General features: G+C 33.1%; 17 protein-coding genes. 4 read left to right on the forward strand and 13 right to left on the reverse strand.

Features of this window, described 5'->3' with window-relative positions; genetic code table 11:
- Positions 1-10: 10 nt before the first annotated feature.
- From NG806_RS11455 to NG806_RS11470, 4 genes are all read right to left on the reverse strand, one after another.
- The gene (locus NG806_RS11455) at positions 11-664 is read right to left on the reverse strand and encodes an NAD(P)-dependent oxidoreductase (protein WP_214828674.1); all 654 of its coding nucleotides are present in this window, start codon (positions 662-664) and stop codon (positions 11-13) included.
- Positions 665-722: 58 nt separating this feature from the next.
- Positions 723-1133, reverse strand: a complete 411-nt coding sequence (locus NG806_RS11460; RefSeq protein WP_214828671.1) for an Rrf2 family transcriptional regulator — start codon at positions 1131-1133, stop codon at positions 723-725.
- 67 nt (positions 1134-1200) lie between these two features.
- A complete protein-coding gene (locus tag NG806_RS11465) occupies positions 1201-2151 on the reverse strand; it encodes a hypothetical protein (protein WP_214828668.1) in 951 nt (316 codons plus the stop codon).
- A 186-nt stretch (positions 2152-2337) separates the two neighbouring features.
- Complete coding sequence (locus NG806_RS11470) at positions 2338-2772, reverse strand: FKBP-type peptidyl-prolyl cis-trans isomerase (RefSeq protein WP_261509749.1); 435 nt, start codon at positions 2770-2772, stop codon at positions 2338-2340.
- A gap of 132 nt (positions 2773-2904) precedes the next feature.
- Between NG806_RS11470 and NG806_RS11475 the strand changes: the two genes are divergently transcribed.
- A complete protein-coding gene (locus NG806_RS11475; protein ID WP_261509751.1) occupies positions 2905-3900 on the forward strand; it encodes a catalase family protein in 996 nt (331 codons plus the stop codon).
- A 64-nt stretch (positions 3901-3964) separates the two neighbouring features.
- Here NG806_RS11475 and NG806_RS11480 read toward each other — a convergent pair whose 3' ends face one another.
- The 8 genes from NG806_RS11480 to NG806_RS11515 form a co-directional block, all read right to left on the reverse strand.
- Positions 3965-5002, reverse strand: coding sequence for a TerC/Alx family metal homeostasis membrane protein (locus tag NG806_RS11480; RefSeq protein WP_214828659.1), 1038 nt, complete (start codon positions 5000-5002; stop codon positions 3965-3967).
- A 178-nt stretch (positions 5003-5180) separates the two neighbouring features.
- A complete protein-coding gene (locus NG806_RS11485; RefSeq protein WP_214828644.1) occupies positions 5181-5792 on the reverse strand; it encodes a TerD family protein in 612 nt (203 codons plus the stop codon).
- A gap of 69 nt (positions 5793-5861) precedes the next feature.
- The gene (locus tag NG806_RS11490; RefSeq protein WP_261509752.1) at positions 5862-6782 is read right to left on the reverse strand and encodes a hypothetical protein; all 921 of its coding nucleotides are present in this window, start codon (positions 6780-6782) and stop codon (positions 5862-5864) included.
- 39 nt (positions 6783-6821) lie between these two features.
- A complete protein-coding gene (locus NG806_RS11495) occupies positions 6822-7982 on the reverse strand; it encodes a toxic anion resistance protein (protein ID WP_214828638.1) in 1161 nt (386 codons plus the stop codon).
- Positions 7983-7988: 6 nt separating this feature from the next.
- Positions 7989-8543: a TerD family protein gene (locus NG806_RS11500; RefSeq protein ID WP_214828635.1), complete on the reverse strand. Its 555-nt coding sequence runs from the start codon at positions 8541-8543 to the stop codon at positions 7989-7991.
- The gene (locus tag NG806_RS11505) at positions 8533-9357 is read right to left on the reverse strand and encodes a phosphoribosyltransferase family protein (protein WP_214828632.1); all 825 of its coding nucleotides are present in this window, start codon (positions 9355-9357) and stop codon (positions 8533-8535) included. The genes NG806_RS11500 and NG806_RS11505 overlap by 11 nt, the downstream gene beginning before the upstream one ends.
- Position 9358: 1 nt before the next feature.
- Positions 9359-10033, reverse strand: coding sequence for an HAD family hydrolase (locus NG806_RS11510; RefSeq protein ID WP_214828629.1), 675 nt, complete (start codon positions 10031-10033; stop codon positions 9359-9361).
- 319 nt (positions 10034-10352) lie between these two features.
- The gene (locus NG806_RS11515; RefSeq protein WP_261509756.1) at positions 10353-11891 is read right to left on the reverse strand and encodes a SulP family inorganic anion transporter; all 1539 of its coding nucleotides are present in this window, start codon (positions 11889-11891) and stop codon (positions 10353-10355) included.
- Between the two features lie 662 nt (positions 11892-12553).
- On the opposite strand from NG806_RS11515, the gene NG806_RS11520 reads away from it, so the two are divergent.
- From NG806_RS11520 to NG806_RS11530, 3 genes are all read left to right on the forward strand, one after another.
- Complete coding sequence (locus NG806_RS11520) at positions 12554-12982, forward strand: helix-turn-helix domain-containing protein (protein ID WP_214828623.1); 429 nt, start codon at positions 12554-12556, stop codon at positions 12980-12982.
- Between the two features lie 39 nt (positions 12983-13021).
- Complete coding sequence (locus NG806_RS11525) at positions 13022-13315, forward strand: helix-turn-helix domain-containing protein (protein ID WP_251040536.1); 294 nt, start codon at positions 13022-13024, stop codon at positions 13313-13315.
- A gap of 166 nt (positions 13316-13481) precedes the next feature.
- Entirely contained in the window at positions 13482-13937 is a 456-nt protein-coding gene (locus NG806_RS11530) for a VOC family protein (RefSeq protein ID WP_261509760.1), read from the forward strand.
- Between the two features lie 47 nt (positions 13938-13984).
- Here the strand turns inward: NG806_RS11530 and NG806_RS11535 are convergent, their stop codons facing one another.
- On the reverse strand, positions 13985-15082 hold the full coding sequence (locus tag NG806_RS11535) for a slipin family protein (RefSeq protein WP_214828615.1): 1098 nt from the start codon (positions 15080-15082) through the stop codon (positions 13985-13987).
- Positions 15083-15280: the final 198 nt, after the last annotated feature.

Here is a 15280-nt window from a genome sequence, read left to right on the forward strand (position 1 = left end):
GTATTTTTAATTAATAAGCCGCTGTAAAACGTTCACGAATATGATTATTTTGCTCTAATTCATCTACTAAAGCGACAGCAACATCTTCTACTGAGAGAATACTTCTTCCATTATCATCAAAAACCGGAGTTTCCAAAGAAGTTCTGTATTTTCCTGTTCTGGCTCCTACATTTGCCTGATTCATTTCAATCGCTGGGCTAAAGAAAGTCCAGTCAAGGGTGTTATTTTCTTTGATCTTATTCAAATAATCCCTTGCTGCCGTTGCTCCCGGCTTATACGCTTCCGGGAAATCCGGTGTATCGACGATCTGAACATTATCCGGTGTGTAAAGACTTCCGGCACCACCTACAACGATTAATCTTTTAACACCTGATTTCTCAACTGCTTTTTCAATGTTCTCAGAACCTGTAAGGAAATCATTATAAAGGTTTGGATTTGTCCAACCTGCGTTATAAGTACTGATTACAGCATCACTTCCCTGTAGTCCTTGAGCCAGCTCATCAATGTTATTCACATCAATACTTTTTGCTTTTACATTGTCATTCTGTTCAACTTTAGAAGCATCTCTTACAATTGCTTCAACTTCATAACCTCTGTTTGCTAATTCTTTCACAACATGTGAACCTACAAATCCTGTCGCACCGATTACTGCTACTTTTTTCATAATATTTATTTTTAATTAAACTGTAATAACTTTTGTTACATTTATGGTTAAAAAATTTTTATGCGAATTGGTCACAGAACTCCTGTAATGATTTATCGCCCAAAAACTGAATAACCAATTTTTCTGTTTCACTGAATAATGTATTCAAATGATTATTGATCTCTTTGCCAACGGTACACGCCGGATTTGGATTTTGATTTTTCTTTCCAAGAACTTCGGTATTTTTTACCGCTGAGTAAATTTCGGAAATATTAATTGATTCGGCACTTCTTGCCAATTGGCTTCCACCTTCTTTTCCTTGTCTGCTTGTCACTAAACCAGCAGCTCTTAAAACACCTAATTCTTTACGAACAACTACAGGATTTATATTAATACTACCCGCCATCCATTCAGAAGTTAACCATTCCTGTGGACTTTCCGCCAATAAGGTCATAATATGTACTGCCGTAGCAAATCTTGTATTGTTCATTATAATTACATGACAAAGATAAAACAAATTTTTAACTGTAACAAAATTTATTACAGTTAAATTTTTCTTAAAGTACTAATTTATCCAGATCCAACAGTAAATAATTGATATTCTGATTGATCGTTCTGGTTGCAGATTGCATCTGATTAAGCATTGCCGCACGATTTTGTAAATCATCAGCACGATAAAAACCACCATCACTGAAAATAACTGATGTATCAGCCTCGTTCTGGTTATCATCAAACTGATAATGCAGCCATCTTTCCTTCATGTTCTGAATAATGGAATGCGATTCTTTATTGGAAAACTTTTTCTCAGTATACATATACCAGATAAAAGGTGGAAAATTGGGTGATTCCAACTTCTCATGCCAGACATCCCGTAGGAGATTTCTCTGATGGATAAACTCTACTTTTTTTCCTTTGGGGTTAAGTGTCGCCAAACCGAAACCTGCACCTAAAGCACCTCCGCTAATATCTATTGCACTACTCCATCCTTCATCTTTTACAATCCCGCCGGCAATTGATGCTGCTGCTCCTGCAACAATAGAGTATAAAATCAATTTGTTATTTCTGGAAGCATTAAGGTTGTCTACATAGCTTCCGATCTGAGCTACACGTTCACCTTCACAGTCGAATTCCGCAGCCACAGCATCCAATTCTGTTAAAGCAATGGTTATTTTACTGTTTATTCTCGTTTTAAGTTGTAGAACTTTAACCTGGGAACTTAATGAGGTATCTTTTTTCAGTTCCATAATTTCATGTACCTCATCCAGATTATCTAAGGCATTTAAAATAAGAATACTCTGATCGGAAAACATTCCTTTCAGTTCTTTATTTGCAGCCAAAACAGAATCAGAATTATATGATGGAAGCTTCTTGCTGTAATTATATTGAAATGGAGCTTTGCAGTAGCTATCTTTTAATGTCAGAATATTTTGTTTAATCGCTTGATTTTTCTTAGAAACACACGAAGTCAGTAAACTAAAAAAAGCAAAAAGGTAAAGTAGTTTTTTCATCCAGTATATTTTTATGCAATGAGTCAATCGCAAAAAGGCTTCCTATTTTATTCATGATAAAATATGATAACTGCTGAATTTGCAGAAAATTATTCCGCCTTATGATCAATCTAAAGTACTAATTTAAGACAAATAAAAAAATTTACCTGACATGCAGGTAAATTTTAATTCATATTTAAGGTTATCCTATTTTATACCCAATAATTCAACTTCAAAAATAAGCGTACTGTTTGGACCTATTTCTTTGCTGATCTGCTCTTCACCATATGCCAAATTAGGCGGAAGGAATAATCTCCATTTACTTCCTACAGTCATTAATTGTAAAGCTTCTGTCCATCCCGAAATCACACGATTCAAAGGAAAAGATGCCGGAGTTCCTCTTTTCACTGAACTGTCAAATACATCACCTTTGATCGTTGTTCCATGATAGTGACATTTTACGGTATCTTTTGCTTTTGGCTGAGCTCCGCTTCCCTCTGTTATGATCTCATATTGCAGACCACTTGGCAACGTTACCACACCATCTTTTTTGGCATTTTCTTCCATGAAGGCTTTTCCATCATTAAGGTTCTTTTCAGCCAATTCTTTTTTGCGTTTAAATAACATATCTGCTACTCCCATTATTTAATTTTTTTACAAAGATAAACTTTCTGAAAAACACTGAAAATCTAATGTTAAGGAGATAAAACACTAAAATAACATTATCTTAACATGCAATCCAAAACTTGGTGTTATAATTGAATTTAAAAATTAATGCCAATCCCAATACTATATAATAAGAAATTCAATGAACTGACGGAGGATGAAAAAGAACTCCTTAAAATCAATAAAAAAAGTATTTCCGATTTTGTTGAACAGTCATCTATCATAAGTGATGTAAATTATGCCACACGAAATGCGCACGCAAAAACGTATGCCGTTTTAAAAGGAGAATTTATAATAAATCGTGATCTGCCGGATCAACTACAGCCTTTCTTTGATAAAGAAAGATATGAGTTGGTTATACGGTTTTCCAATGCTCACTTGAAAATTAAGCAATCTAAAAAAGATATTCCTGCGTATGGCTTTTCAGTAAAAATAAAAGATGACAATGGCGAGGTATTAGCGAATTATCCATTGGTTAATTTTCCTCTGTTTCCGGTAAACTCTGTAAGTACATTTCTGAAACTATTTACTTCAATCAACCATTTCTTCATCAAAAAGTGGAATAATTTATTCCCACTCCTTATTCAGATTGTAAAAGCAACACCTTCTTTATTTACCTTTTCATTTTTAAAAAATATAGTCAGATTGATTGGGCAGCGGAATCATTTCTTCCTGTCATTTGACTACCATTCTATTGGAGCCTACCGATTAGGGGAATATGTGATGAAAATACAGCTCAGTCCAAAATCCGTGGAAAAGAATTTTGGCAGGAAAATGAACACCCGTGAGGCTATTGAAAGCTATTTTACAACCAATGATTATACTGCGGATGTATTCATTCAGCTCTGCTATGATTTAAAGGATCAGCCGATCAATAAGTTGAACCGGGAATGGAAAAACTCACCATTAATCAAAGTAGGAGAAGTTAAAATCGAAAAAAATTCTATACTAGAGCGTACCTGTGAAAATGAATTATTATCCTTTAATCCTTTTGAAAGCAAAACCATCTTTCAGCCTGTAGGCAAAATACAGAAACTCCGGGATGAAACATATAAGGTTTCTGTGCAAACCCGGCGTAAGATCAACAAGTTGTTGCATGGATAACCTAAGTGGAAATCCTTTCTATGATAAAATAAAAAAGCCTTACTTTTCAGTAAGGCTTTAATCGTTATTTTTCTTCTAATTTCTCTTTTTCATCTTCCTTTTTCTCCGGGAACATGATTGATAAAAGAACCGAGATCACCAATACTCCACCTACTATTCCCAATGAAATAGGAGAAGAAATATGGATCCATGGTGCAATTAACATTTTAACTCCAATAAAGGATAATATAATCGCCAGACCATATGGCAATTTGCTGAACATATGAATAAAATTCGCTAATAGGAAATAAAGTGATCTTAGTCCTAAAATGGCAAAAATATTTGATGTATAAAGAATGAAAGGATCATCTGAAATGGCAAAAATCGCAGGGATTGAGTCTACCGCAAAAAGAACATCGGTAAATTCGATAACTCCTACCACTACTAAAAGTGGCGTTGCCATTTTTATTCCATTCTGGATTGTGAAGAATTTATCACCATCATAATTATCTGAAACTTTCCAAAAGCTTTTAATTAATCTTGCTCCTGCTGTATTGCTATAGTCTTCATCATCATCGTCATCTCCGTCACCCCATGATTTAATACCTGCATAAACAAGGAATAAACCGAACAGCATCATAACAATATTAATTTTAACAGCCTCACCGAAAATATTCATTTCAGGCAAATACGTTAAGTTGATAAGACCAACTCCTGCAAAAATAAATATAGCCCTGAACAGTAATGCTCCGATAATCCCCCAGAATAAAACTTTGTGATGTAAATATTTTGGAACTTTAAAGAATCCGAAAACAAGAATAAATACAAATAAATTATCTACAGAAAGAGCTTTTTCAATCCAATATGCTGCCTGATATTGTGTAAACTTTTCTACGGCCAGAGCATGGCCATCGGATTGGTTGAAAACCCAATATACTACTCCTGAAAAAATCATGGATAATGAAATCCATACAACTGACCAGATCGTAGCTTCTTTAGATGAAACCTCGTGACTTTTTTTATTGAAAACTCCTAAATCCAGAAGTAACATGACAACAACTGTTATCGCGAATCCCCACACCAAACCTGGATGCAGTTCTAAAATACTTTGATGTTTTTCCACTTTTATTATGTGTTATTATACGATAAAAGCAATAGCTGTACAAAGTACAATTATTGCTGTTTTTTTTCTGAATGCATAGATACAATTAATTTCAATAGCAATCTTTCGAGTAATTTATTTATAAAAATAAAAACCCGACTTGTACCGAATATCAATTACTTCTAAAACAATTTCTATTTTACAGATATTTCTGCTGTACTGTCTGAATCGTTTGCTCCAATTTTTTATCCGCAGTAGGATCTCCAATCGCATTGAATTTCCATTCTCCGTTTCTCTTATAGAAAACTCCCATTACCATGGCAACGTGTCCACTAAATGATGCATCATTAGCAATATCATATTTAGCAAAAACCTCTCTTACATTGGTAGGTGTTCCTTCATAAATACGGATTGAAGCAAAAGGAATAGTTCCGAAATCCTGTCCTCTGTAGCTATTTAATACCATAGCAACATGTTCAACACTTGCATCCAACTGACTGAAATCTACAGTGATTACCTCATTATCAAGACCATCATCCCCATCTACATCTCCTGTAAGATCATCCCCACTGTGTTTTACGGATCCGTTTTTAGATTTTAAATTTCCGAAGTAGATCACTTCAGTAGCATTTTTGTTTGAGTCATATAAGATACAGCTCCCATCTAAGTCTACTGCTTCTTTTTTACTTCCGCCAAAAAAACTTTTTTTCTCTATCGCACCCCAGTTGATACCAACACAAGCTTGCGTAAGAGCCGTTCCGTTTTCTTTAGTAAGGTTAATTCTTTGACCTTTTTGTAAGTTAATAGCCATCTTTTTATGTTTAGTTATTTTTTATTGTTTGGTTAAAAGATGAATTTATTTTTCACCTATTTACCTTCTTTAATTATTCAAATTCAAATTGAGCATTGCCCTAAGAATATTGGTTTCTTCGTTAACATCAAATATTTTGCTCATAATATCAACACTTTCCAGGTTTCGCAGATAGTCTTTTAAAACGGATTCCACATCATCCGGCAACGCTCGTTTCCTTTCGTCTATGGATTCTTCCAATTCTTCATTTTTATTTTTCAGCTGATTGATAATCAAAATCTGATTGGATTCGTTTTCAGAAGTATTTAAATATGCAAGTTCATCATCGATCAGATAAAGTCTTTTCTCTTCAACATTGAAAATAAAATGTTCATCGGATTGAAAGATCTTAAACAACTCATATTCGTTCCTATCGATGCGATATCCACACATAAAGCGAACTTTAAAATTCTGTATATTAAGCTTACCCAATAGCTTTCTTTCTATCGAATAATCCTGATACTGATAAGAAGGAACCTGATGAAACTTAAGTTTCGATTCATCTGCTTCCGTTCTATAAAATTCTGCTCCATATTTTTTTTGAAAATATAAAACATCATTCCAGTTCAGGGTAAATTTGTCTTCTGTAAGATCTTTATACAAATTCTTCAGATGCTTGGAAAATATACCACTGTACATCTTCCTGTCTATTTCAAAACTATCAACTTTCTTTTCCTCAAAAGCTGAAATATATTGGTTATTGATATTGATCTCGTTAATAACAGCCAATAAATTGTTTTCCTTTTTCTTTTTAATTTTGGTCAGCAATTCTATCAGACTGTCGGTATACTGCAGATGAAAAAGCTCCAGTTTACTATAATCTAATGCTTTATTTTCATTGAATAAGTTATGTATAATATCTGTTTTAATGTAAATCGATATTATATCAACATTTTCAAAGAAGTTAGAAAGAAGCTTAAGCTTTGTTAATCTTCTTTTACTTTGAGACATTATGATTACTGCTTCATCATCCACCGGTATATCGTATTATTAACCTCTAATATTTGCTTTCAATTCGCTTTCTAATGTCTGTAGATCCTGATCCAGTTTTCTTCTGTTTTCGGTACCTTGTTTTTGGATCTGCTTCACTTCATTCAATGTATTGATCAACATTGCTGTTGTTTCTTTCAGTGTTTCAGCAGAAACAATGGTCTGCTCATTAGCTTTAGCAACATTTCTTGAATTCTGACCCAGGCGCTCTGCATTTTTTCTAAGTATCTCTTCTGTCGTAGAAGATACTTTCTGCTGAATTTCAATATTCTGCTGTTGTCTGTGCATTGCAACAGCTAAGGAAAGTTGGTTTTTCCATACTGGCAAAGTCGTTGTAAGGATAGTCTGTGCTTTCTCAGCAATAGAAACGTTATTGTTTTGAACCAGTCTGATCTGTGGAAGAGACTGCATCATGATCAAACGTACTACTTTAAGATCAGCTAATCTTCTGTCTAATCTGTTGATAAAATCTCTTTTATCAGCAATTTGATAATCGGCATAATTCTGAACATTAGCCTCCATTTCTGCAAGTTCTCCCGATGCTCTTTCCATTCTTAAATTCCCAGCAATCACAAGATCTTCAATTTGCTTGATAGAATTTACGTTACTGTCAAAAATAGTCTGTAATACAGCATTATCTTTTGTAGAAGTAATGATTCCAGCATTTACTTTATACGAGATCTGGTCGATATTATTAACGATCTTATCATACTTCGCAAATAAGTTTTCTACCTGGGTGATCATCTTTTTCATGAATGGCAAACGACTGAAAAAGCCTTTCACTTTATTGCCACCGTTGATTTCATCAACATCCACATAATTAAGTTCGACCAATAAATTATTGATCAGCTCTCCTACTTCGCCAGAATTTGATCTTCTTACATTATTTAAAAAACTATCACTTTGATTAGCTAAAGTTTTTTGAAGTTCAGAACCAAAATTCACGATAGAACCAGGATTGGTCTCATCTATAGCATTAGCTGCAGTTTCATATTTCTGAAGATCTGCACCTTGTATCTGGGTTAGATTTACATTTCCGTCTCTATCAACTAGAACCGGAGGTACTCCCTGAGCTGGTTGACTCTGCTGATTGGGCTCAAAGGTTTTAAGAGGTTCAATCGGCTGAATTGGGTCATTGGATTGATTTGATTGGTTATCCATAATAGATTATTGATAGATTGATACAAATTTTTCAAGACCATCTCTTTGTCCACTTCCTACAGCTTCAAATTTCCACTCTCCATTTCTGTTGTATATTCTTCCGAATTCAACAGCTGTTTCGATAGAGAAATCTTCATCTAATTCATATTTTAAGATTTCTTCATTCGTATCTGTATTGAAAATTCTAATGAAAGAATTTCTTACCTGTCCGAAGTTTTGTTTTCTGGATTCTGCTTCATGTATCGTAACAACTACTGTAATTTCTTTTACAGCATCATCAATTTTAGTTAAATCAATCTTGATTTGCTCATCATCTCCTGCTCCATCTCCTGTTAAATTATCACCTGTGTGAATAACTGCTTTATCCGGAGACTCAAGATTGTTATAAAAAATGAAGTGATTATCTGAAACTAATTTTTTGTTTTCTCCCAATAAAAATAAAGAAGCATCTAAATCGAAAGCACCTCCCGTAGATGTATTATTGATATCCCATCCTAAACCTACTGTGAATTTAGGTGCATTTATATTTTCTCTTTGTCCTTTCTGTAAGTTAATAGCCATAATATAATTCGGTTTGTGTTAAAGTGTTTATGTTATTTTCGTATTCTTTTATTAAATGATAATTGTTGCTGATAGCTAATTCCAGCAGATCATCCATATGTTCCTTTTTTACTTTAGACGTAAGATATTCAAAATTACTTGATTCTAACCCTAAAATATATTTTACAATTCTTGTATTGAACTGAAAACTGGGCTTTATCATGACCTCTACAATGTGCTCGACATTTTTTACAGCGTAGTAATTGAAGTAATTTTCGATAGTCGGATCAATATCAAAATTCATCAACTCAGCATAATATAAGAATATAAAATCCGCCTGTACAGCATATTCATCTAATATTTTGTTCACTGTATGTTCGTGACTTCCTGTAATTTTTATATCATCTATAAAAATACAAAGTTTTCCGCGTAAAAAATCCTTATCGATATAATAAGTATCATTGGCAATCAAATTTTTACGATCTTCAAAACTAAGATTTCCATAATCTGTGGTATAGGTATGATTACGGTTTATCTTTGAGAGAATACTTGATTTCTTTCCTCTCTGAAACAGATAAAAATCCAAGCACTTTTTAAAGTAGAAGCACAAAAAATTAGAAGCTGTAGGAATTGCCATATAAGGACTTGGTAAAATCACAATCTCTTTATCGACATTGAAAAGTCCTTCGTTATGAGAAATAAACCCATCGAATAGTTCCTTAGCAAACTTTTCGGCATAAGATTTATCTCCATACTTAAAATAACTGTATTCTGCAGGGGAAAAAGTAAACTCTTTTGCAGAATGGATATGGTGTAAACTGTACCTCTTGTTCATGTTATATTGAGTATTTAAGTAAGTGTGCATTGAAACCAAAATTTTTTGCTCCATTAAAATCAGCGATCAGATTATCACCTATGTGTAGAATCTGATGCAGTTCTAAATCTTGATTTTTAATTTTATTTTTCACTTCCTGAAAAACGATCGGATTAGGTTTTGAACAATTAATTTCATCGGAATAAATATGGAAATCGATAAATTCATCAAGGTTCTCTTCAATCAAAAATTTCCGGAGTGTTTTTCCTTTAATAAATCCCGTATTACTTAATATATTAATGGTCTTTCCCTGACTTTTAATTTCGTTAAAAAATTGATGTACATTTTCGAAGATAATAACTGGTTTATATTCGAGAAATAATTCTTCACTTTCAGTGTAAAATCTATTTAAATCATCCCTGTTTAATTCTTTTATATCAACATTTAAAGCATTTAAAATCAGCAAATAGATTTCAAAAGTATCCACATTCCCACCTATAACCTCATTGATGGTATTGCATAAATCATCATAGTATTTTACAGTTTTTGCAACCTCTTCTATGGGTCTGTTGATATTGAAAAATGAGGAGAACAGCTCAACTCTTTTTGCTTTAAATTCGGGATGAGATTTTATTAAAGTGAGCCACAGATCAAAAGAAAAATGATAGTGGTTATGGATGTCGATATCTGCTTTCAAAATGGTACCAATTATAATTTACATTAAGCTCCTCTTGAAAAAGATTGCTTATATAATTTCATGTTTTTGTCGTTAGTTTTAAGCTGAATTATTCAATTCCTTCCAAAGATAATTTTTTTAAAATTAATGTCTGTTTTTTTATAACTTTTTAAGATTTAACACTAATAATTAAGAAAAAATTGAGAAAACTAAACCACAAAAAATTGAATTGACATGAAATACTGTCCATATATATTAGTACAATATGTTCATCGTTAACCTATTGATAACCTAAAAAGACAAGGACTGTAAATATTTCACAGTCCTTGTTTGGTTATTTTTATCTTTCAGGCATCACTTTATAAGTAGGATCATCCTCAATATTAACATCAATGACTGCTTCTGCATTTTTCAATACCTTTCTACAATCCTCACTTAAATGACGCAGATGCAGTGTTTTATTAAGATCATGGTAACGTTTCGATAATTTATCCAGAGCATCAATGGCGCTCATATCAACAATTCTGCTTTCTTTAAAATCAACAATTACATCATTAGGATCACCAGCAGGATCAAATTTATCTGTGAAGGCCGTTACAGAACCAAAAAATAAGGGTCCAAATATTTCATAGTGCTTTGCTCCATCTTCGTCAATATATTTTCTAGCTCTGATTCTTTTTGCATTATCCCAAGCAAACACGAGAGCAGCAATTACAACCCCTACTAAAACTGCAAGAGCCAGATTATGCAATACAATTGTTATTAAAGCAACTACCACCCCAACAAATATATCGGACTTTGGCATTTTATTGACAATCCTTATAGAAACCCATTGGAAAGTACTTATCGCCACCATCATCATTACCCCAACCAATGCTGCCATTGGTATCTTTTCAATAAATGGAGCTCCAAATAAGATAATAATTAAAATAGTAAGGGATGCAATGATCCCCGATAGCCTCGCCCTTGATCCGGCATTAAGATTGACTAAGGTCTGTGCCACCATTGCACAGCCACCCATCCCGCCAAAGAAGCCGTTGGTAATATTTGCTATTCCCTGAGCCACAGATTCACGATTGGCATTTCCTTTAGAATTGGTAATTTCATCCACCATAGACAATGTAAGGAGAGATTCTATAAGGCCAACGCCTGCCATGATCAAAGCATATGGGAAAATAACATTCAGTGTTTCCAGGGAAAATGGGATATGGGGAATATGAAAAGAAGGAAGGCTTCCGCTAATATGAGCAATATCGGCAACTGTTTTTGTGTTAATATTAAACCCTAAAACAATTCCGAAGACCATTAAAATAGCGACTAATGAAGCTGGAACAACTTTAGTGATTTTTGGTAAAAAATAAACAATAGCTATGGTAAAAATGGTAAGCCCTGCCATAATATATAAAGAAGTCCCCTGTAGCCACTGAACGACACCATTGCTGTCCACAAATTTAAATTGCTCGACTTGAGCCATAAAAATAATAACAGCCAAACCATTCAAAAAACCGTACATGACAGGCTGTGGGATCAACCGAACGAACTTTCCTAATTTAAAGATACCCACAAGCATTTGAAAAACCCCCGCCAGTATAACAGTAGCAAACAGATATTCAACACCATGAGATTTAGCTAATGCGATCAAGACAACAACAGTAGCACCCGCTCCACCGGAAACCATTCCTGGTCTACCACCGAAAACAGCCGTTATCAACCCCATTAAAAAGGCTGCATACAAACCCGTTAACGGAGAAAGTCCCGCTAAAATAGCAAATGAAAGAGATTCAGGAATCATAGTCATTGCAACTGTAAACCCTGCAAGTAATTCATTTTTATAGTTTACCTTTTTAGAAAAATCGAAGATCTTTATATATGTACTCATAACTGTGGACAAAGGTAAATACTTGAAACATTATATACAATAATCGAATTTTCAAAATAGCATAAACGAATAAGCATTATTCGTAATAATTCATATATAAATTTATATTGTTAAAAATATAAAAATTTAACACCCTAATTTTTTCGTTAAAACCATTTTTTAACATTATTTATTACTATATCTTTTGCTTCAATTTCTATTTTCTCTATATTTGGGAACCAATAAGTTGATTATTTCTTATATATCTTTAAATTAAAATAAGATTTTACTAATTTAACTTTAATATAAAAAAGTAATCTATCAGTAGAACAAAATAAAGAGAAATTACATGAAAGCGCTTTAGATAATGTATTATTACTACTACAGTCGTAAAATCTGATATTTATAGTATTTTATTAGACGAAATGAAAAATAAATAATCGCTAAAAGCATCGATGGAAGTTGGAAGGATACTCAATTAATTCTTTAAATACTCAAAAGCCAGCAAATAGTAATGTAAAAGATTTTACAAATTTTGCATTTTACCATCATTATAGCTCAACAGCATCTGATTACATATTTCATATCATATTCTATTATCATTATCTATTTCAGAATACCAATAAAAATTGTAACACACTATTTACTTACACATATTATTAATATAAATATTTATCTTATAAATGTTATACAAAGAAATACATATAGGACAATTCATAAAAGAGCGAGTTGAAGACAAAGGAATTACAATAGAAAGGATTTGTAACTTCCTAAACAAAGATGAAGAGTTTGTTGAAAACATGCTAAATAGCAGATCGATCGACACAGAAGTTCTGTTAAGATGCAGTAAATTATTAGAGTATGACTTTTTCAGACTGTATAGTTCTCACCTTATTCTATACGCTCCACCAGCAGCAGTAAATAAGAACACCGAAAAATCCGAAAAAATACCTTATTTCAGAAAGAATATCTACACTCAGGAAATCAAAGAATTTATTATCAAAAGAATTCAGTCCGGAGAGATGAGCTTGAATGACGTAATAAAAGAATATTCCATTCCAAAAAGTACGCTTCATCGTTGGCTCCAGAAAATAGACACCCCAAATAAATAAGATATAATGCGACCAAATTACAGCAAAATTTATCATGACATGCTCAGACTTGAACATCCTGATAAATTAGAAGAACCGAAAATTAAAGAATTACTCAAAAGACTTAATACTTCAGATGATGTTCTAAAACTTAATGAAAGGCTTTTTGAACAATCAAAAGAAAGTGCAAAAAACAACCAGAAACTAAAAACATACGATAAGAAAACAATGCTGAAGCTATTGCAATATCAGAGAAAGCATGGTTTTTCTACAAGTTATATGTCAAAGAAGTATAAGATCAGCAGAACCACTATTGCGAAGTGGAAAAAGAATTTTGAAGAAGAACTCAACTAAAGTATAAGCCGGTAAATAAATATTTATCGGCTTTTTTATTCGACATTCTAAATTTTTTAAGTTATAATATCTATCACTCTTTTTTTATAAAGGAATTGGTGAAATATCATTTTTGAGGAATTGATTTATACTTTTGTTATTACTTATAACATTTAATACGACAATTATGATCAAAGGATTATATGAAACACATATTCAGGTAAGTAATTTAGAAAATGCTATTCAATTTTATACTGAAGTTTTAGGACTAAAACTAGCACATAGAGATGAAACCCGACCGATTGTATTTTTATGGGTTGGTGAAGGAAAAGAGTTTATGCTCGGCCTATGGGAACAAAAAGAAAATTTACAACCCAGGCATTTTGCTTTTTCGAGCGATAAAGAAGATATTCTGAATTATTCGGTTGATTATTTAAAAACAAGAAACCTAAAACCTTACAACTTTCTGAAAGATGGGATGGATAAGCCGATGGTCTTTGCATGGATGCCAGCTTTAGCCATTTATTTTAATGATCCGGATGGAAATAGTTTGGAATTCATCTCTATTCTCGATGGTGAAGGCCGACCTGAATTGGGTGTAATATCTTATGAAGACTGGTTAAATTATATGAATGCGAAATGAGCTTCTGTTTTCACAGAAGCCCATTTCTATAGTAATAGTTATTAGTTTTATTTTGCAAAAATCTCTTTTAGCTGAGAAACAATATTACTGTTTCCGGAAACGGTAATATCTCCAATCTTATCTGCAATCTTCTCCATAAATTCCATTTCTTTCAACTTCCACAAGACTTCATTTTCCTCCATTAGTTTCGCTGTGTTCAGTAAACTTCTTGTAGAAGCTGTTTCTTCACGACGCATGATGCTGTTGGCCTGAGCTTTTTTCTCTGCAATCAAAACCTGATTCATGATTTCCTTCATTTCTCCTGTTAGGATCACATCCCGGATTCCAGCATCTGTAGCCTTCAATCCAAGATCGTTGGCTTTATGTCCAAGATTCTCCAGAATTTCTTTTCCTACAGAATCCTTTTTCAACAGCAATTCATCTAATGTCAAAGCACCCACAAACTCGCGAAGAGCCAACTGCATCAGTATATACAATTGTTTATCATACTCTTTATTATCCATCAATGCTTTCACGATATTTTCCACTTGATAACGAACATAAAAATTGATACGAAGCATCGCTTTATCTTTCGTTAAAAGCTCCTGGCCGGCAATTTCCATTTGCTGCATACGAGTATCTACACTTTTTACTTCAACGGAAATTTCATTCACCCAAAAATAATAAGTTCCTGCATCCAGCACTTTCGTTAGCTTACCATCGATGATTAACAAACCTTTATGCTGATTAGTCACCACAAATTTTCTGGTAAGGTTTTTCAATTTTGCATTTTCCAGAATGGTTTTGGAAATCTTTTCTGTAATATCAACTTTCGTCAAGTCAGCTTTTAGAAATTCTCTGTTCATCACACCCTTCCAAATGACATATTGACCAACATGAAGTACCTCTTTAAAGATTCCGTTCTCATAAACCAATACAAGTTCACCATCTTTCACCTCCACGATTTCCAACATCGCATTTAACTCTTCATTTTTCAATAAAAGAATCAAATCGTCATTAGCTTTCAACAACGTCTTCATTTCATAGATTTCCACAAATTTACCACCAAAAACCCAGTGATTACCTTCTTTCAGGATTTCAATCAGGTTTCGGTTTTTAAATACCAAACCTACTTGGTATGCTTCAATTTGTACATTTTTTATCATCTTATTTATATTTTAAAGGTTATTAATTTTTAACAAAAGGAAAAAACTGAGGATCTCTCTTCCAAAAATGGCGGAAGTAAAGTATTTCAAAAAATTTCATCCGTTTAAGAACAGGCGTTTCAAAATTATTTTCCAATCATTCAGATCTTGGGCGTGCCCCTTGCCATTGCAAAGACAACAGCTTGGGTCGCTACGTTC

The sequence above is a fragment of the Chryseobacterium paludis genome (assembly GCF_025403485.1).
In the GTDB taxonomy this organism is placed as follows: domain Bacteria; phylum Bacteroidota; class Bacteroidia; order Flavobacteriales; family Weeksellaceae; genus Chryseobacterium; species Chryseobacterium paludis.